Source organism: Rhodobium gokarnense (genome assembly GCF_025961475.1).
Lineage (GTDB): Bacteria > Pseudomonadota > Alphaproteobacteria > Rhizobiales > Rhodobiaceae > Rhodobium > Rhodobium gokarnense.
In genome coordinates, this window is sequence record NZ_JAOQNS010000004.1 from 149,906 (window position 1) to 167,078 (window position 17,173).

Consider the following 17,173-nt stretch of genomic DNA (forward strand, 5'->3'; position numbering starts at 1 on the left):
CGTCCCGAGCGGCGGGCATGACCGGCGGCCGGCGCGGCGCCGGTCGCGTGACCGGCGTCAGTCCATATAGGAGCCGCCGTTCACGCTCAGCGTCTCTCCGACGATGTAGCTGGCGGCGTCCGACACGAGGAAGAGGGCGGCGCTGGAGATTTCTGCTGCCTCGCCGAGCCGGCCGATGGCGATGCGGCCGAGCGTGTTCGCCTTCAGCTCCGGCGACATCTCGTCGGTCAGCTCGGTGCGGACGAGGCCCGGCGCCAGGGCGTTGACGTTGACGCCCTTGGCGGCGACGTCGGCCGCCAGCGATTTCGTCAGTCCGATGATGCCGGCCTTGGCCGCCGTGTAGTGGGCGTTGCCGAGGAAGTCGCCGCGCTTGCCGGCGACGGAGCTGATGTTGAGCACCTTGCCGTAGCCGCGCGCGATCATCCCCGGCAGCGCGGCGCGGCAGCAGTTGAAGGTTCCGGTCAGGTGGATGTCGATGAGCCGGCGCCATTTCGCATCCGTGATCTCGGGCCAGGACACGAAATCGCCGATCCCGGCATTGTTGATGAGGATGTCGAGGGGACCCGCCGATGCGGCCTCGATCTCCTGAAGCATGCGCGCCACGGCCGCGCTGTCGCTGACGTCGGCGATCACCGGCAGGGCCTTGCCGCCGGCCGCGACGATCTCGTCGGCGGTTTGCCGGGCGGCATCGGCCGCAACGTCGTTGACGGCGACGGTCGCGCCATCCGCCGCAAGGTCGAGGGCCATGCGCCGGCCAAGGCCGTGGGCCGCACCGGTCACCAAAGCAATCCTGCCTGAAAAACGCATAGACCCTGTCTCCCTGCTGCCGGGCGCCGCTGCCGTAGCGATGTCCCGCCGATCGATTGTTCCGAATAATGGAACGATGTTCTGGTTACAGAGGATCGGGATCGCCTTCAAGCGTTCATCTCGGCTTTTTGGCGCATTGCGCCCTATCGCCGCAAATCCGGGCGCCTTGGTTGTTGGCCGGCACGGACGCATCGCAAGCTTTGGCGCGAACCGCCGCGGTCGGCCAAACGCGCTTGGCATTGGCGAAGGAGCGTGTATTTTCAGAACGTCGTTTCAAATGGAATTGCCAAATGTCGTCTTCCAGCCTCGATCGCTGTTTCACCATCCTTGAAATCCTCGCCGACCACCGTCTCGGCCTGTCCCTCGGTGATACCGCGAGCCGGGCGCAGATCCCCAAGAGCGCCGCGCACCGGCTGCTCAATTCCCTGTGCAGCACCGGCTACGTGGTCCAGTTGCCTTCCCGCGACTATCGCCTGACGCTGAAGATGCCCGTTCTCGGGTTCCGGTTCCTGTCCAATACCGGGATCCTGGACGAGTGCCAGCATGTGCTCGACCGGCTGGCCGGCGAGATCGGCGACCTCGTCCGGCTGTCGATGGTCAACGACGACACGCTGGTCTGGGTGGCCAAGGCGCAAGGGGCAAAGAGCAGCCTCGTCATCGATCCGGTGATGGGCCACGAGGTGGCCCTGCATGCGACGGCGACGGGCAAGGTCTGGCTCGCCTCGCTGTCGACCGAGCAGGCGCTGCGCTACGTGCTTCGGGACGGGTTCGGCACGCCGCAACAGCACGGGCCCAACGTCATCCAGACGATCGAGGACCTGCAGGCCGAGCTGGCAAAGACCAAGGAGCGCGGCTACGGCCTGGCGCTGGAAGAGGCGGATCCGGGGATTGTCGCGATTGCGGTCGGCATCCCGAGCGCCAAATCGGCCGACACCATCGTCGCCACGGTCTCGATCGCCGGGCCGACGTCGCGCCTCTCCGAAGAGGTTCTGGTGGGGCACCTGCCGAAGCTGCGCGCCGCGGCCGATCAGCTTCGCGGGATCGACGTGCTGATGGAGTTCGCCGACGCCGCGTTCTGAGGGTGCGGCGCGCTTCGGACGTCACCGCGCGGCGTCGACGAAATGCCGGGCGATCAGGTGGATCTGGTTGGCGATCATGTGTTCGCCGGAGTGGATCGCCGCGCCGCGCTTCTCCGCCTCGCGCAACAGCCGTGTCTTGGCCGGCTCGGCGATGACGTCGGCGACCAGCATGGTGGCGTTGATGCGGTCGACGGCGACGGGCAGGGGATCGTCGGCGCGCATGCCGAGCGAGGTTGCGTTGACGATGAGGTCGTGGTCGCAGGGCACCGGATCGCCGGCAAGGACCCGCCCTGTGCCGAGGACGCGATTGACATGGTCGGCGAGCGCCTCGGCCTTCGGCCGGGTGCGGTTGCAGATCGTGACGGTGACGACGCCGGCCTCAAGCAGGGCGAAGGCGATGGCCTTTGCCGCGCCGCCGGCGCCGAGCAGGAGGCAGTTGCGGCCTCTGGGATCGTGGTGCTGGCTGAGGAGGCCGTCGACGAAGCCGCGGCCGTCGAACTGGTAGCCGCAGAAGCTGCCGTCGGCCTCGCGGCGCACCACATTGACGGCGCCGACCCGTTCGGCCTCCGGATCGAGGCTGTCGCAGAGCGCGATGGCGTCTTCCTTGTGCGGCAGGGTCAGGGTGAGGCCGATGACGTTGCCGACCGCCCGCAATCCGGTCCAGACGGCGCGGAGATCCTGGCGGGCGACGCGCAGGGGCGCGCAGACGATGTTCGCTCCGAGCTCGCGAAACAGCGGGTTGATTGCCTGGGGCGTGCGGACCTGGGCGATCGGATCGCCGAGCATGCCGATGATCTTCGTGCTGCCGTCGATGGCATCCGGCGTTTCGGCGGTCTGGCGGGCGCGCGCGGCGGAGGTTTCAACAGTCATTCGGGCTTGCCCCAGGACAGGCGGTTGCGTTCCAGCCAGACGAGGCTTCCGTCTTCGACACCGACGACCAGGCCGAGCTCGCCGGTTCCGGTCCAGTCGACGGCCTCGGGCGAGCAGGCGTGCATGCCCATGGCGATGGTTTTTCCGTCGAAGGCGAAGACTTGCGGTTCGGCGAACACCGGGCGCGCGTTGCTGCCGGTGTTTTCAAGGAGGAAGATGCCGGCCTGGCCGGTGGTGCCGCGCGGCGGGCTTTCCGGGCCTGGCGGGACGGAGGCGCGGGCATGGGTGCCGACGATCAGGTGATAAGTCCCGGTGCCGAACCAGTCGCAGAGGCACAGCTTCACGCGGCCGCGTCCGCCGCCGACATCGTTGGTGAACCGCACGACATCGCCGCTTTCGAAAGAGAGCAGCCGCTTGTTGACGAGGACCGTGTCGCTCTCGCGCTCGAAGTCGCAAAGGCACCCGTCGTCGTCGAGCGCGACGTAATGGAGGCGGCCGTCTCCCAGCCAGTCGACGACGGCGGGGCGCACGCGCCAGACGGTCTTCAGGGGTTTGCCGGCATAGGTGAGGAGCTGTTCTTTCGCGAAGGCGGGCGGGTAGGTGCCGCCCTCGTTGCGGAAGAACACGTGGCGCCCGTGGATGTCGCTCATCAGGATGTCGGGCAGGCCGTCGCCGTTCCAGTCGGCAACGGTCGGGCAGGTGTAGCCGAACATCTTTTCCGAGGGGCCCTGGATCGAGCCGGTGAGGCCGGCCCGGACGCGGATCTCCGCACCTGCGGCGGTCAGCTTGACCTCGCGGCCAAGTTCCGGTGCGTGCCGGGGGCCGAGGTTGGGATAGAACAGCAATTCGCCGGTGGAGTTGCCGACGATGAGATCGGCAAGGCCGTTGCCGTTGAAGTCGTGGGCGGCGGGCGCCGGCAGGACGCTGGCATGGACGACCGGCTCGGTCGTCTCGATGCGGCCCTCGTTGACGAAGACGGGTGCGCCGTCGGCATTGGTCCCCGTGTTGCGGATGAAGGAGACATAGCCGTCCTCGGCGCCGACGAGGATGTCCGGCCGGCCGTCGCCGTCCCAGTCGACGACGCAGGGGATGTTGATGCAGTGGTCGAGGGCGAGCGGCGTGCTTTCGGGGGTCTCTATGAGGGCCGGCATGGCGACCGAGCGGTCGGTGCAGCCGGCGCCAAGATGCAGGATGTTCCAGAACTCGCCGCAGATGAGGTCGAGGCGGGCGGGATCTGAGAAGCGGCCGAAGGCGGGCGCGAGCTGGCCGTAGACCTCCAGCGGGCCGTCGCCGGCGGTGATCGGCACGCCTTTTTCCAGCTTTGGCTCGGTCAGGGTGCCGGTGTTGCGGAAGCGGTAGAGATAGGCGCGCAGGGGCCCGCCGAGCCAGCGGTCCGCCGCATCGTAGCCGCGATAGCCGTGGTCGTTCCATTCCAGCCCGTTCGGCCAGTAGTCGTCCCAGAAATCGGTGCCGACGACGAGTTCCGGCGCACCGTCGCCGTCAAGGTCGACGAAGCGCGCGACGTGGTAGAACTCGTTGCCCTTGACCCAGTCGGCATCGAGGTCCAGGCGCACCGGCTCACCGAAGCGCGGGTCCTGGCGGGTGCCGATATTGGGGTAGAGGTAGATGGCCTTGCGCATGCGCGAGGCGGAGACGAGATGGAAGACGTCGCCGTCCCGGACCGCGGTCACATAGCCGCGCACGCCCTCGACCAGACGCTCCGGACCGAGGACCGGGGTGCCGTCGGGATTGGTGCCGATCTCTTCGCGCAGATAGACCTGGCCGTCATAGCAGGCGTCCCAGCTCGACAGGATGAGGTCGCGGCCGCCGTCGCCATCCCAGTCGACCACGTCGACGCAGGTTATGATGCGCCCCGAGACATATCCTTTGGTGACCGACGGCGCGTAGCCGATGCGCTGGCCGAAATATGCCGGGCCGTTCCAGACGACCGCATCGTCTTCCCATCTCTTGACGTTCATCGCGCCGCTCAGTTATTACGAACAATGTTCCATATAGAACATCATTTCGAAATTCGGAACAAGATGCACGGCCAAGAAATCCATGGCGGCGACGGATTGCCCGCCGGGGCGGCCGGGAAAGGGACGTTATGGACAGGGTGAGGGCCATCGACGGCATCGTTCCCGTCATGCTGACGCCGTTCGACGACGGCGGAAAGGTCGATTTTCAGAGCCTTGAGCGGCTCGTTGCGTGGTACATCGCGAACGGCGCCGACACGCTGTTTGCCGTCTGCCAGTCGAGCGAGATGCAGTTCCTGGGCCTTGAGGAGCGGGTGGCGATCGCCCGCTTCGTGGTGGACCGGGCAGGGGGGCGGGTGCCGGTGATCGCCTCCGGCCACGTGGCGAGCGCTCCCGAGGACCAGATCCGAGAACTCTCGGCCATGGCGGACTGCGGCATCGACGGGCTCGTCCTCGTCACCAACCGGCTCGATACCGAGAATCAGGGCTTTGAAGCGTTTCGCGGCAGTCTTCAGGCGCTTTTGTCGCAGCTTCCGGCCGACCTGCCGCTCGGGCTCTATGAATGCCCGGCCCCGTTCCGGCGGCTCTTGAGCGACGACGAGTTGAGGCTCTGCCTTGATACCGGCCGGTTCCGGGTGCTGAAGGACGTCTCCTGCGACCTCGATACCGTCACGCGCCGGATCGGGCTTGTGAAGGGCAGCGGGTTTTCGATCGTCAACGCCAACGCTGCTATCGCGTTCGATGCCATGCAGGCCGGATCGAAGGGGTTTGCGGGCGTCTTCACCAATTTCCATCCGGACCTTTACGCCTGGCTCTATCGGCACGGGGCGTCCGGCGATCCGCTGTCCGAAGACCTGGCGACCTTCCTGGTGCTTGCCGCGACGGCCGAGCCGATGGGCTATCCGGTCCTTGCCAAGCTCCACCACCAGCGGCTCGGCACGGTCCGTTCGCTGGCAAGCCGCGTCGTCACCTACGATATCGTCGAGCGGCACTGGGCGATCGAAGCGATCCTCGATCACATCGAGGCCGGCGCGGAGCGGTTTCGCGGGCTGATCGCCGAACGGGCGAATGGGGCCCCGTCATGAGCGTCATCGTCCTTGGCAGCGTCAACATGGATGTCGTCCTTTCCGTCAACACCCTGCCGCAGGCGGGGGAGACGATCGCGGCGAGCGCCCAGAACCTTTATCCCGGCGGCAAGGGCGCCAACCAGGCGATTGCCAGCGCGCGCTGCGGCGCGCCGACGGCGTTTTTCGGCGCGGTGGGCGACGACGACTACGGCGCGGTCCTTGCAAAAAACCTGCAGGACAACGGCATCGACACGGCCGGGCTGAAGGTGCTGGCCGGCAGGCGAACGGGGCAGGCCTCGATCTACGTCTCCGCCGCCGGGGAAAACTCCATCGTCATCCTCGCCGGCGCGAACCACGACTTTGTCTTCGACGAAGACGGCGGCCCGGTGCCGGTCCCGTCCGCGCCCGCCGTCCGGCTCGCCCAGTTCGAAATGCCGCTTGCCGCCATCAAGGCCTTCTTCGATGCGCCGGGGGCGGCGTCCGGCACGCGCATCCTCAATCCGGCGCCGGCACTGCCGGACGGGCGCTTCCTGTTCGACCTTTCCGACATCCTCATCGTCAACCAGACCGAGCTTGCGACCTATGCCGGCCGTCCCGACGCCGCGTCGTCACCGGAGGCCAGCATTGCTCTCGCGCGCGGCCTGTTGTCCCGCGACGACCAGTGGGTCGTCGTCACGCTCGGGGCGGACGGGCTTGTCGCCGTCGGCGCCGGGCAAGAGATCTTCGTTGCCGGGCTCGATACCGAGGTGGTCGACACGACCGGAGCCGGCGACTGCTTTTGCGGCGCGCTTGCCGCACGGCTTTCTGCCAGCGAGCCCCTCCGCGACGCCCTGGCGTTCGCCAATGCCGCCGCCGCGCTGGCGGTTTCGCGCCGCGGCGCCGGGCCCTCGATGCCGACCTTTGAGGAGGTCGTCGCGCGGCAGGCTCGTTAGGGGCCGCGCCCGGCCGTCCTGCGGTTCGGGAGAGTGGCCTCGCCGCAAGCCCCGGTCACTCGCCTGCAGGGCGTGTGGCCTAGCGCGCCCTGCGCAGGTCTCCGCAACCAGCGCCTTTGCCGAAGCGGCCGCGCCGCACGCCGGCGTTCGCCCCTGCTGCGGTGTGTTGTCCCGGTCGACGGATTCGCGTCGCCGAGCTTGACTCAAAAGCGGACCAGCATTTAAATAGAAACGCCGTTCCGGAAATCGGAACGCTTGATAGCAGACGAACGAACGCAAAAAACGGGAGATGCCTGAAATGATCCAGATTCGGAGGAGACGATTCACCGCGACCCTGGGGGCGCTGATTGCGAGCGCGGCGCTCGTCGGTGCCGTTTCGGCGTCGAGCCCGGCAAAAGCGGCCGACGCGGTCACGCTGAAATTCTCCGCTGTCTTTCCCGCCGGCGGCCAGCAGGGCGACGGCGCCGTCCAGCTCGGCAAATATCTGGAAGAGTATTCCGACGGAAAGATCGCGTTTCAGTTCTTCCCGAGCTCGCAGCTCGGCAACAAGATCCAGAGCCTTGAGGGCCTGCGCAACGGCTCCATCGAGATGACCGAGGCCGCGGCCACCGATCTCGGCAATTTCAGCGAGCTGTGGTCGATCTTCGCGCTGCCGTTCCTGTTCAATGACGGCGCCGACGCCATCCGCGTCGTGTCCGATCCGCGCGTCGCCAAGATCCTCAACGAGGACGCCGAGGCGAACGGCTTCAAGATCATCGCCTGGTGGAACATGGGCGAGCGCAGCATCATCAACTCCAAGCGCCCGGTGAATTCGCCGGAAGACCTCAGCGGCATCAAGATCCGCGTCATGCAGAGCCCGATGCTCGCCAAGGCGATTACCGCCATGGGCGCCACCGGCGTGCCGATGGCCTGGGGCGAAGTCTATACGGCGGTCCAGCAGGGCGTCATCGACGGCCTGGAGAACTCGCCGCCGGTGATCGCCGTCAACAAGTTCTACGAGGTTGCCGACTACTACTCGCTGACGCAGCAGTTCATCATCCCCGACCCGCAGATGATCAGCACCAAGGTGTTCGACAGCCTGTCGCCGGAACTGCAGGACGCGGTGATGAAGGCCGGCGAGGCCTCCCAGAAGGACTTCAACGCCAAGTGGGAAAAGGCCGTCGCCAGCGACATCCAGCTCCTCAAGGACAAGGGCGTGCAGGTCAACGAAGTCGACAAGGCCGCGTTCCGCAAGGCCGTGCAGCCGCTGGTCGACGAATACCTCGCCTCGGCCGACGCAAAGACCAAGGCGCTCTACGACACGATCGTCACCGTCCGCGACGGTGGCTAAAGGAGAGGCTAGACCGCGAAAATAAGCCTCCAGCAAGCCGCCCCCCGGCAGGATCGCGCCAATCCCAAGTGGCAGGTTCGGCCGGGGGGATGCCTCCGAGCCCTCGGTATTCGCGTGTCCGCCAGGCGCCGGGGCTTGATCCGCGGCTCCCCACGAAAAGCAGGCGGCAGCGCCGAATGGACCTGCAAGCGGCAACCGTGACTGGCTATAAGAGAGCACATGCGCCCCGACCGGATCATCGAGCTGTTTGAGGAAATCGTCAGCGTCCTGACGCTGGGCGTCATCGTCGTCCTCGTGCTCGTTCAGGTTTTCTTCCGCTACGTGCTGTCGAGCGGGCTCCTGTGGGTCGACGAACTGGTCATCAACCTGATGGTCCTGCTGGTCCTCGTCGGCGCTGCGCTGGCGACGCGCAACGGCGCCCATATCGACCTGAGGCTGATCGTCAACGGCCTGCAGCCCTGGCTGCGCCTCGTCCTCAAGGTCCTCGGCACCCTCGTCACCATCGTCTTCCTCCTCGTCCTGATCTGGGCCTCGGCCGGCTACGCCTACGACTCGCGCAACCTCGCGACGACGATGATCGGCATTCCCCTGTGGCTCGCCTACGGCACGATCCCGCTCGGCGGCGTGCTGATCCTCTACGAGTTCCTCAAGCTGACCGTGCGCTCGGTGCGCGACGGCACCTTCAATTCCGACGAGGTTGCGCCATGATCACCGGTGTCTCGCTGATCGCGCTCCTCTTCGCCCTCATCCTGATCGGGGTGCCGGTCTATGTGTCGCTCGGCTTTGCCGGCGCGGTCGGCCTCCTCGTCATCAGCATGGGCCAGACCTTCGGCGACCCGTTCATCGCCATCCCGCAATCGCTCTATTCCGGCATCGGCTTCTTTCCGCTGCTCGCCATTCCGCTCTTCATCCTCGCCGGCGAGATCATGAACCGGTCCGGCATCACCGACCGGCTGGTCAAGTTCTCGGTGATGCTGATCGGCCGCTGGCCGGCCAGCCTCGCCAATGCCAACATCCTTGCCAGCATGTTCTTCGGCGGCATCACCGGGTCGGCGCAGGCCGACACCTCCGCGGTCGGCGGCGTGCTCATCCCGGCGATGGAAAAGGAAGGCTACAGCAAGGAGATCGCCGTCGCCGTGACGGCCAGTTCCTCCACGGTCGGGCCGATCATCCCGCCGAGCATTATGATGGTGATCTACGGCGTCTCCGTCGGTACCTCGATCGGCGCGCTGTTCATCGCCGGCGTCGTGCCGGGCATCCTGATCGGCCTGTCGCTGATCGCGACGGTCCTCGTCCTCGACCGCAAACACAAATTCCCGCGCCGCACGGGCTCGATCCCGATGCGCGAGAAGCTGACCATCACTAAGGACGCCATGTGGCCGCTGGTGATGCCGGGGATCATCGTCGGCGGCATCCTCGGCGGCGTCGTCACGCCCACGGAGGCGGGCGCGCTCGCCGTGCTCTATGCGCTGATCTTCGGCTACGGCATCCAGAGGTCGCTGACGGTCTCCGACCTGCCGGCGATGCTGCGGCGGACGGCGATCCTGACCGCCGCGGTGATGCTGATCATCAGCTGCGCCAAGATCCTGAGCTATGCCCTGACGGTGTTCCAGATGCCGCTGCTGATCGGCGCCTTCTTCCAGTCGATCTCAGAGTCGCCGATCGTCTTCCTGTTGCTCGTCAACATCCTGCTCCTGGTCATCGGCACCTTCATGGACGGCGGCGCGAGCCTCATCATCCTGTCGCCGATCCTGGCGCCGATCGCCGTTTCCTACGGCATCGACCCGGTCCATTTCGGCGTCATCATGGTGCTCAACCTGATCATCGGCCAGGGCACGCCGCCGCTCGGGCTGTGCCTGTTCATCGCCTCGGCGATCGCGAAACTGCCGGTGGAGCGCGGCGCAAAGGCCATCCTGCCGTTCATCGGCGCGGAAGTCGCCGTGCTCTTCGTCGTCACCTACTGGCCGTGGCTCGCGCTCGCCCTGCCGCGGTATTTCGGCTTCGTCGTCTAGAGCATTTTGAGCGATGCCGAAATCGCCTGAAATGCGCCAGTCGAACCGACTGCCGAGCGGCGCGACGGGAAAGGAAACCGGTAGCCCCATGCTTGATCTCGACCGCATTGCCATCAACCAGGCGACCACCAAGACCCGGTGGGGATTTCGCGCATCCGTCGAGGGATATGCCCGGCACGGCGTGCGCCAGGTCGGCCTCTGGCTCGACAAGCTGGACGAGTGCGGGCTTGCCGAGGGCAAGAAGATCCTCGATGCCAACGGCATGAGGGTTACCGGCGTCAACCGCGCCGGCCCGTTCGTGCTCGATGGGTCGGTGCCGCTGTCGGCGGCCGTCGATGCGGCGAGGACCGCCATCGACGTGACGGCCGAACTGGGCGCGGACTGCCTGATGGTGTTCCCGGGCGGCATGCCGAAGGGCTCGCGCGATCTCGCCGGCGCAAGGGGGCGGTTCGTCTCCGTCGCCGCGGCCCTTGTCGACCATGCCCGCGGCACCGGCGTCACCCTCGGACTGGAGCCGTTGCACCCGATGCTCGCCGCCGACCGGTCGGTCCTCAACACCATGACCGAGGCCAACGATCTGTGCGATGCGCTCGGGCCGGGTGTCGGCATCGTGGTCGACGTCTATCACCTGTGGTGGGACGTGCGGCTGAAGGCCGAGATCGCCCGCGCCGGGGCGGACCGGCTCGTCGGGTTCCACGTCAGCGACTGGCTCGTTCCGACAAGGGACCTGGTCTTCGACCGCGGGATGATGGGCGACGGCGTCATCGACAACGCGCAGATCCGCGGCTGGATGGAAGATGCCGGCTATGCCGGTGCAGTCGAGGTGGAGATCTTTTCGCAAGCCGACTGGTGGGAGAGGGACCCGGACGAGGTCGTCCGCACCTCGATCGAGCGCTGCCAGAAATACGTGTGAGGCCAACAGCGATGCGTATCGCCCTTCTTGAAGTCAGCCACTGGCATTTTCCGCTCTACCAGCAGGCGCTGCATCGCCCTGACGTGGAGATCGTTGCGGTTTCCGACAGGGACGCCGGCTGCCGCGAGGCGGTCGCGGCCGATTTCGGCGCGCCGGCCTTTGCCGACTGGCGCGACGCGCTGCGGCTGGAGGGCATCGATTTCGCCTTCGCCTTCGGGCGCCACCGGGAGATGCCGGCGATCGCCGAAGCGCTGATCAGCCGCGGCATCCCGTTCGCCATGGAAAAGCCCTGCGGCACCAAGGCGGAGGACGTCGCCAGGCTGCGGGCGCTGGCCGAAGCGCGCGGCCTCTACGTCGCCGTGCCGCTCATCCTGCGGGTGAGCCCTCTTTTGGAAACCCTGCGACGGGCCGAAGCCGGTGACGCTGTGCGCTACACCCATCTCGCCTTTCGCTTCATTGCGGGCCCGCCCGCCCGGTACCTCCAAAACTCGCCCTGGATGCTCGATCCGGCCGTCTCCGGCGGCGGCTCGACGATCAATCTCGCCGTCCATTTCATCGACCTGGTTCGCGAGCTCACCGGCAGCGATGCGAAGGCGGTGTTCGGCCTGATGAACAATTTCTCCTACGGCACGGATGTGGAGGACTATTCGCAGTTCTCCATGCGGATGGCGGACGGCACGCCGGCCCTCATCGAGACCGGCTACGCCTTTCCGATGACGGCGACGGAAAAGCGCGAGTTCTCGATCACGATCGGAACGACTCACGGTTATTTCCGCACGACCGACGCCGGCCTCACGGAGTATTCCCGCGCGACGGGGGAGTGCGTCACCCATCCGATCGAGCTCGACACGGACGGGCTCTATGCGGACTTCGTCGGCCGCGCCCTCGACGACTGGCGCACTGGGGCCGCGCCGATCGCCGGCCTTGCCGACGTTGAGGCCGTCATGCGGGTCGTCGATGCCGCCTATGCGTCGAATGCCGAAGGGCGAAGCCTCGATCTGGCATGAGCCTTTCTTGGGAGCGCCGATCTCGCGGCAGCGGGCGTCTGGCTTCGATCAGCGCAAGCGATAGCCCTTGTCGGCATAGTGCTTCAGGAACCGCTGGTATCGTGCCTCGTGCAGCTCCATGTGCTGCTGCCGGGGATACCGGATCTCGACATCGCGCAGCATCCGCGCGGTGACCCGGGAGACCGCATCGCTTTCCTCGAACTGGCAAAGGGCCGCGATCGCGGCGCCGAGGAGCACGGGTTCCTCCGCCTCGGACAGGACCACGTCGCAGCCCGTGGCATCGGCATAGAGATCGACGAGAAGCGCCGATTTCCGGTGGCCGCCGCTGAGGTGGATGGTGTCGATCGCGTAGCCGTGGCGGTTCATCTGCTCGATGATCAGCCTTGTGCCGTAGGCGATGCCGGCCGCCGCCGCCCAGTAGACCTTGGCGAAGGTCTCTGCCGGGTTCTCGATGGTCAGGCCGTCGATGCTGCCGCGCAGCTCGGCATCGGCGAAGGGGGCGCGGTTGCCGATGACATCGGGAATGACCTCGACGGGGCCGGCGAAGTCGGGCAGGGCGTCCGCGCGCGCCTTGAGGGCGTCCGACAGCGTATCGAGGGAGCCGGTCTTCACATCGTCCGGTGCCATCAGGGCGACGAGATGGTCGAGCAGTGCGCCGGTGGCGCTCTGTCCGCCTTCCGTGCACCACATGCCGTCGACCACCGCGCCGCCATAGGGGCCCCAGACGCTGGGAACCTCGCGGCGCGTGCGGCTGAGGCCGATATGGCAGTTCGAGGTGCCGGCTATCAGCGCCATGCGGCTCTCGATGCGGTCGTCGACGAACAGGCCGATGGTGCCGAGCGCGCCGGCATGGGCGTCGATCAGGCCGGCGGCGACCCTGCAGTTCGTGGTCAGGCCGAGGTCGCTTGCCGCCTCTGCCGAAAGGGGGCCGAGCGGGCTGCCGACGGGAACGGCTTGGTCCGGCAGGCGGACTTTCGCCGTGAGGTCGGCAAGGCCCATATCGGCGAGGAACTTTCTGTTCCAGGCACCGGCATCCGGGTCATAGGTCCATTTGCAGCCGAGGGTGCACACGGACCGGTCCAGCGAGCCGCTCGACCGGTAGGTCAGGTAGTCGGCGAGATCGCCGGCAAAGCCCAGTTGCGCCCACAGTCCGGGCCGGTGGCGCTTCAGCCACATCAGCTTGGGGATTTCCATTTCCGGCGACATGGTGCCGCCGACATTGTCGAGCACCGGGCTGCCGGAGCGGGTGATCTCCTCGGCCTCGGCAATCGCCCGGTGGTCCATCCAGACGATGATGTTCCAGCCTTGCGGACCTTCGGAAAGCGTCAGCGGCGCGCCGTTTGTGTCCAGCAGCACCAGCGAGCAGGTCGCGCTGTAGGAGATGCCTGCGACCTGTTCGGGCGCGATACCGGCCGTCGCCACGCAGTCGCGCACCGCCTCGCAGACGGCCTGCCAGATGGCGCCGGAGCTCTGCTCGGCCCATTCGGCTTTCGGGTGGTGGATTGGGATCGGCCGGCTCGCCGTTCCATGCATCCGGCCCGTTTCGTCGAACAGTCCGGCGCGCGCGCTGCCGGTTCCGACATCGACGCCGACGACATATCGCATGGTGGCCGCTCCTTATGTGTTCTGCCTGATTATTTGTTCTGTCTGAGGAATGGCGCGCGGATCGCCATGACGAGGATGAGGAAGGCGCCCCAGGCGGCGGTGGAAAGGTGCTGGCTCGCGCCCATCAGGTTCATGCCGGAGGCGATCACCTGCAGGCTCATCAGCGCCACCGCCAGCGGCAACACCTTGCCGAAACCGCCGAACGGATTGGCGCCGGCCAGGAAGCAGGCGAGGATCGTGATCAGCAGATAGGAATCGCCGTGGCCGACGCGCACCGAGTTGAACCGGGCCAGCATTAGGACACCTGCAAGCCCGGTCAGCAGGCCCGAGACCGAATAGACCAGGACGAGGGTCTTCCTGACGTCGATCCCCGAATATTCGGCGGCAGCCGGGGTCGATCCCACCATGTAGATCGCAAAGCCCTCCTTGGTTCGTCCCATCAGATAGGCGGTCGCGGCGACGGCAGCCAGGAAAACGATCATCGGGACCGGGACGCCCAAAACCGTTCCGTAGCCGATGGTGGCGAAGACATCCGGCATACCGGAGATGTCGCCGCCGCGGGTAGCCCATTCGCCGAGGCCGCGCAACAGGATCATCATGCCGAGGGAGACGAGGATCGGATGGGCGCCCACATAGGCGACGATGATGCCGATCGCAAAGCCGATGGCAAGGCCGCTGCCGAGCCCGATGGCCAGCGCCACCGGCAGGCTGACCCAGCCGGCATTGACGAGGAACGCCTTGACGAAAAAGGCGGCGAGGAGGCCGGAGATGTTCGCGGAATAGGTGACGGAGAGGTTGAGGCCGCCGGAAATGATCGGCACGAACATGGCGAGCGCCAGAAGGCCGAGTTCCGGGAGCTGGAAGGCCATGGAGCTGAACACCGGACCGGCATAAAAGCCCGGTGCGATTGCCCCGAAGACGAGGATGCTGGCGGCTAGCACGGCGACCATGGCGATGAGTTCGCCGGCCTCGCCGAGGCGGCGGAATTGCTGCAGCAACGTCCTCATGTCGCGCGCGCCTTCCTGTTCGACAGGCCGATCAACGGTGCCACCTTGTCGAAATTGGTGAAGGTCACCGCGATCAGGATGATGGCGCCGACAATCGCCTTGAAGGCATAGGGCGTGACGCCGAGGAGATTGAGCCCGTTCTGAACGACGGCCAGCAGCAGGACGCCGAGCACGGCGCCCGGCACGGAGCCGCGGCCGCCGCCGAGCACGGCCCCGCCGAGGACGACGGCTGCCAGCACGTCGAGTTCGCGGCCATAGAGCGCGTTGGGGACGACCTCGCGCACCATATGCGCCTGCATGAGCCCGGCGATGCCGGCGCAAAGCCCGAGCCAGCCATAGGCGAAGCCCTGCATAACGGCGATCCGCACGCCCGAGCGGCGGGCCGCTTCCGGATCGGAGCCGAAGCCGTAGACGAGGCGGCCGAAGCCGGTCTTTGCGAGGATGAACCAGGTGACGGCAACGACGACCAGCATGACGAGGGCCGGGAGATAGAGCGTTGCCTGGGCGCGATCGGCGCCGACGGTCAGCAGCGCGACGCGCTCGTCGAGCCAGTCCGGGATGGCGTAGATGGAGCGGCCCCTGGTCAGATACATCAGGAGCCCGAAGAACAGGTTGAACGTGCCAATCGAGGCGATGATCGAGACGATGCGCAGCCTGTGGATCAGGAAGGCATTGAAGAGGCCGAGGGTGAGGCCGCAGGCCATGGCGGCGGCAAAGCCGAAGAGCCAGTTGCCGCCGCCGATCCGGATCATCATGACGACGACCACGTACTGCACCACCGAGGCGGCGACGGAGAAGGAAATGTCGATGCCGCCGGCGATCAGCACGACCACGAGGCCGACGGCGAAGATGATGTTGACCGACTGATTGTTCAAAAGATCGAAGGCGTTCTGCACCGAAAAGAAACTGTCCGCGGCAAGGCTCAGCACCACGCACAGAGCCAGCAGGATGGCGAACAGGATGCCTTCGACGCTGCTTGCCGCCTTACGCATTGATCAGGGCCTCCAGGTCGTCCTCGCTGATGTCTCCGGGCAACAGATCCCTGGTGATCCTGCCGTTGCGCAGGATCAGGATGCGGTCGGAATGGGCGTGAATCTCGGCGGCCTCGTCGGAGATCAGGATGATCGCCATGCCCTCGGCCGTCAGTTCGTCGACGATGCGGAAGATCTCCGCCTTGGCGCCGACGTCGACGCCGACGGTCGGGGAATCGAGGATCAGCACCTTCGGCCGGGTGGCCAGCCATTTGGCCAGGACGACGCGCTGCTGGTTGCCACCCGAGAGCGAATTGACCGGCAGCGAGGGGTCGCTGACCTTGGTCCTGAGGCGCCCGATCCATTCGGCGCAGAGGGCCCGGATGCTCCCAGGGCCGAGATAGAAGGACGGGCTCGACAGCTCCTTCAGCGTCGTGATCGCCGTGTTCTTGAGGATCGACTGGGTCTGGTGCAGGCCGAGATTGAGGCGGTCCTCGGAGACATAGGCGATGCCGGCAGCAATCGCATCGCGGTTGGAGCGGAGCGCGACCGGAGCGCCGTCGATGAGGATGCGGCCACGGTCGGGGCGCGTCATTCCGAAGATCGCATGGGCGAGTTCGGTACGGCCGGATCCCAGGAGGCCCGTCAGTCCGAGGATTTCGCCGCGGTGCAATGTGAACGAGACATCTGAGAACTGGCCGGAGACCGTCAGCCCGTCCAGTTGCAGCACCGGCGCGCCAGGGTTCGTCCAGTCGCGCCGGCCTTCCTGGAGTTCGTGGCCGGTCATCAGCTCGGCCAGCCGCTTCTGGTCCATGCCCTCGGCCGGAAAGGTGCCGACGATCCGGCCGTCGCGCATCACGGTGACGCGCGAGCACACTTCGAGCACCTCGCCGAGGCGGTGGCTGACGAAGACGATCGAGATGCCGCGGGCCGACAGCTTGCGTACGATGCCGAGCAGGTTCTCCGTCTCGGTCCGCGTCAGCGATGCCGTTGGTTCGTCCATGAAGATGATGCTGGCCTCGGTCTGCAGCACCCGGCAGATGGCGACCAACTGGCGCTGGGCGATGCCGAGCTGGCGCAGGGGCGCATCGAGGTCAAGGCTGACGCCGAGGTCCTCCATCGTGGTCCGCGCCCGCCGCAGGGCGGCCTTGCGCTCAGACAGCGCAAACGGCTTTTCCACGAAGGCGTCGAAGATGATGTTCTCGCCAACCGTGAGGTCCGGGAACAGCGACAGGTCCTGCCAGATGACGTGAATGCCGCGCGCCTTGGCCTCGGCGGGCGTCATCCGCGCGACCGGCGCTTCGTCGCCGAACTGGAAGCTCGCGCCCGGCGCCGGCACATAGACGCCGGTGATCGCCTTGATCAGGGTGCTCTTGCCGCAGCCGTTCTCGCCGACAAGGCAGTGCACCTCGCCGCGTTCCAGGTCGAACGCGACATCGTCGAGGGCGAGCACATTGCCGAACCGCTTGGAAACGGCGCCCGCCTGCAACGCCATCTGTGTCATCGGGACTGCACCACCTGACATGCCGTTCCTCCGGCGGCCCTTGCCGCTCGCCTCGCAAAGCGGTCGGGGAGGGAAGGGCCGGTGATGCTGCGC

At 66.6% G+C, this 17,173-nt stretch carries 15 protein-coding genes; 8 read left to right on the top strand and 7 right to left on the bottom strand.

The annotated features are described in order from the left end of the window. Positions 1–57: 57 nt before the first annotated feature. Entirely contained in the window at positions 58–780 is a 723-nt protein-coding gene (locus M2319_RS08335) for an SDR family oxidoreductase (RefSeq protein WP_264600999.1), read from the bottom strand. Between the two features lie 317 nt (positions 781–1,097). Here M2319_RS08335 and M2319_RS08340 point away from each other — a divergent pair, with 317 nt between their 5' ends. Continuing rightward, on the top strand, positions 1,098–1,886 hold the full coding sequence (locus tag M2319_RS08340) for an IclR family transcriptional regulator (protein WP_264601000.1): 789 nt from the start codon (positions 1,098–1,100) through the stop codon (positions 1,884–1,886). A 21-nt stretch (positions 1,887–1,907) separates the two neighbouring features. On the opposite strand, the gene M2319_RS08345 is transcribed toward M2319_RS08340, so the two are convergent. Both M2319_RS08345 and M2319_RS08350 read right to left on the bottom strand, forming a co-directional pair. Further along, complete coding sequence (locus M2319_RS08345; RefSeq protein ID WP_264601001.1) at positions 1,908–2,756, bottom strand: shikimate dehydrogenase family protein; 849 nt, start codon at positions 2,754–2,756, stop codon at positions 1,908–1,910. Further along, complete coding sequence (locus tag M2319_RS08350; protein ID WP_264601002.1) at positions 2,753–4,735, bottom strand: FG-GAP repeat domain-containing protein; 1,983 nt, start codon at positions 4,733–4,735, stop codon at positions 2,753–2,755. Before M2319_RS08350 ends, M2319_RS08345 begins: the two co-directional genes overlap by 4 nt. 128 nt (positions 4,736–4,863) lie before the next feature. On the opposite strand from M2319_RS08350, the gene M2319_RS08355 reads away from it, so the two are divergent. The 7 genes from M2319_RS08355 (at position 4,864) to M2319_RS08385 (ending at position 11,993) form a co-directional block, all read left to right on the top strand. Beyond that, positions 4,864–5,817, top strand: coding sequence for a dihydrodipicolinate synthase family protein (locus tag M2319_RS08355; RefSeq protein WP_264601003.1), 954 nt, complete (start codon positions 4,864–4,866; stop codon positions 5,815–5,817). Further along, positions 5,814–6,731 carry a ribokinase gene (locus M2319_RS08360; RefSeq protein WP_264601004.1) on the top strand — a complete coding sequence of 306 codons (918 nt, stop codon included), beginning with the start codon at positions 5,814–5,816 and terminating at the stop codon, positions 6,729–6,731. Before M2319_RS08355 ends, M2319_RS08360 begins: the two co-directional genes overlap by 4 nt. 298 nt (positions 6,732–7,029) lie before the next feature. Continuing rightward, positions 7,030–8,061 carry a TRAP transporter substrate-binding protein gene (locus M2319_RS08365; RefSeq protein ID WP_264601005.1) on the top strand — a complete coding sequence of 344 codons (1,032 nt, stop codon included), beginning with the start codon at positions 7,030–7,032 and terminating at the stop codon, positions 8,059–8,061. A 219-nt stretch (positions 8,062–8,280) separates the two neighbouring features. Beyond that, entirely contained in the window at positions 8,281–8,769 is a 489-nt protein-coding gene (locus tag M2319_RS08370; protein ID WP_264601006.1) for a TRAP transporter small permease, read from the top strand. Beyond that, positions 8,766–10,073 (top strand): TRAP transporter large permease, encoded by a 1,308-nt coding sequence (locus M2319_RS08375; protein WP_264601007.1) that lies wholly within the window; start codon positions 8,766–8,768, stop codon positions 10,071–10,073. Before M2319_RS08370 ends, M2319_RS08375 begins: the two co-directional genes overlap by 4 nt. A gap of 88 nt (positions 10,074–10,161) precedes the next feature. After that, positions 10,162–10,986 carry a sugar phosphate isomerase/epimerase family protein gene (locus M2319_RS08380; RefSeq protein ID WP_264601008.1) on the top strand — a complete coding sequence of 275 codons (825 nt, stop codon included), beginning with the start codon at positions 10,162–10,164 and terminating at the stop codon, positions 10,984–10,986. Positions 10,987–10,997: 11 nt separating this feature from the next. Next, positions 10,998–11,993: a Gfo/Idh/MocA family protein gene (locus M2319_RS08385; RefSeq protein WP_264601009.1), complete on the top strand. Its 996-nt coding sequence runs from the start codon at positions 10,998–11,000 to the stop codon at positions 11,991–11,993. Between the two features lie 48 nt (positions 11,994–12,041). Here M2319_RS08385 and M2319_RS08390 read toward each other — a convergent pair whose 3' ends face one another. From M2319_RS08390 to M2319_RS08405, 4 genes are read right to left on the bottom strand one after another with little or no spacing between them, the layout of a single operon-like run. Then, positions 12,042–13,598 carry an FGGY-family carbohydrate kinase gene (locus tag M2319_RS08390; RefSeq protein ID WP_264601010.1) on the bottom strand — a complete coding sequence of 519 codons (1,557 nt, stop codon included), beginning with the start codon at positions 13,596–13,598 and terminating at the stop codon, positions 12,042–12,044. A gap of 29 nt (positions 13,599–13,627) precedes the next feature. Then, the gene (locus M2319_RS08395) at positions 13,628–14,605 is read right to left on the bottom strand and encodes an ABC transporter permease (protein WP_264601011.1); all 978 of its coding nucleotides are present in this window, start codon (positions 14,603–14,605) and stop codon (positions 13,628–13,630) included. Further along, positions 14,602–15,597 (bottom strand): ABC transporter permease, encoded by a 996-nt coding sequence (locus M2319_RS08400; RefSeq protein ID WP_264601012.1) that lies wholly within the window; start codon positions 15,595–15,597, stop codon positions 14,602–14,604. Before M2319_RS08400 ends, M2319_RS08395 begins: the two co-directional genes overlap by 4 nt. Beyond that, positions 15,590–17,101: a sugar ABC transporter ATP-binding protein gene (locus M2319_RS08405; RefSeq protein ID WP_264601013.1), complete on the bottom strand. Its 1,512-nt coding sequence runs from the start codon at positions 17,099–17,101 to the stop codon at positions 15,590–15,592. The genes M2319_RS08400 and M2319_RS08405 overlap by 8 nt, the downstream gene beginning before the upstream one ends. Between the last annotated feature and the right edge of the window lie 72 nt (positions 17,102–17,173).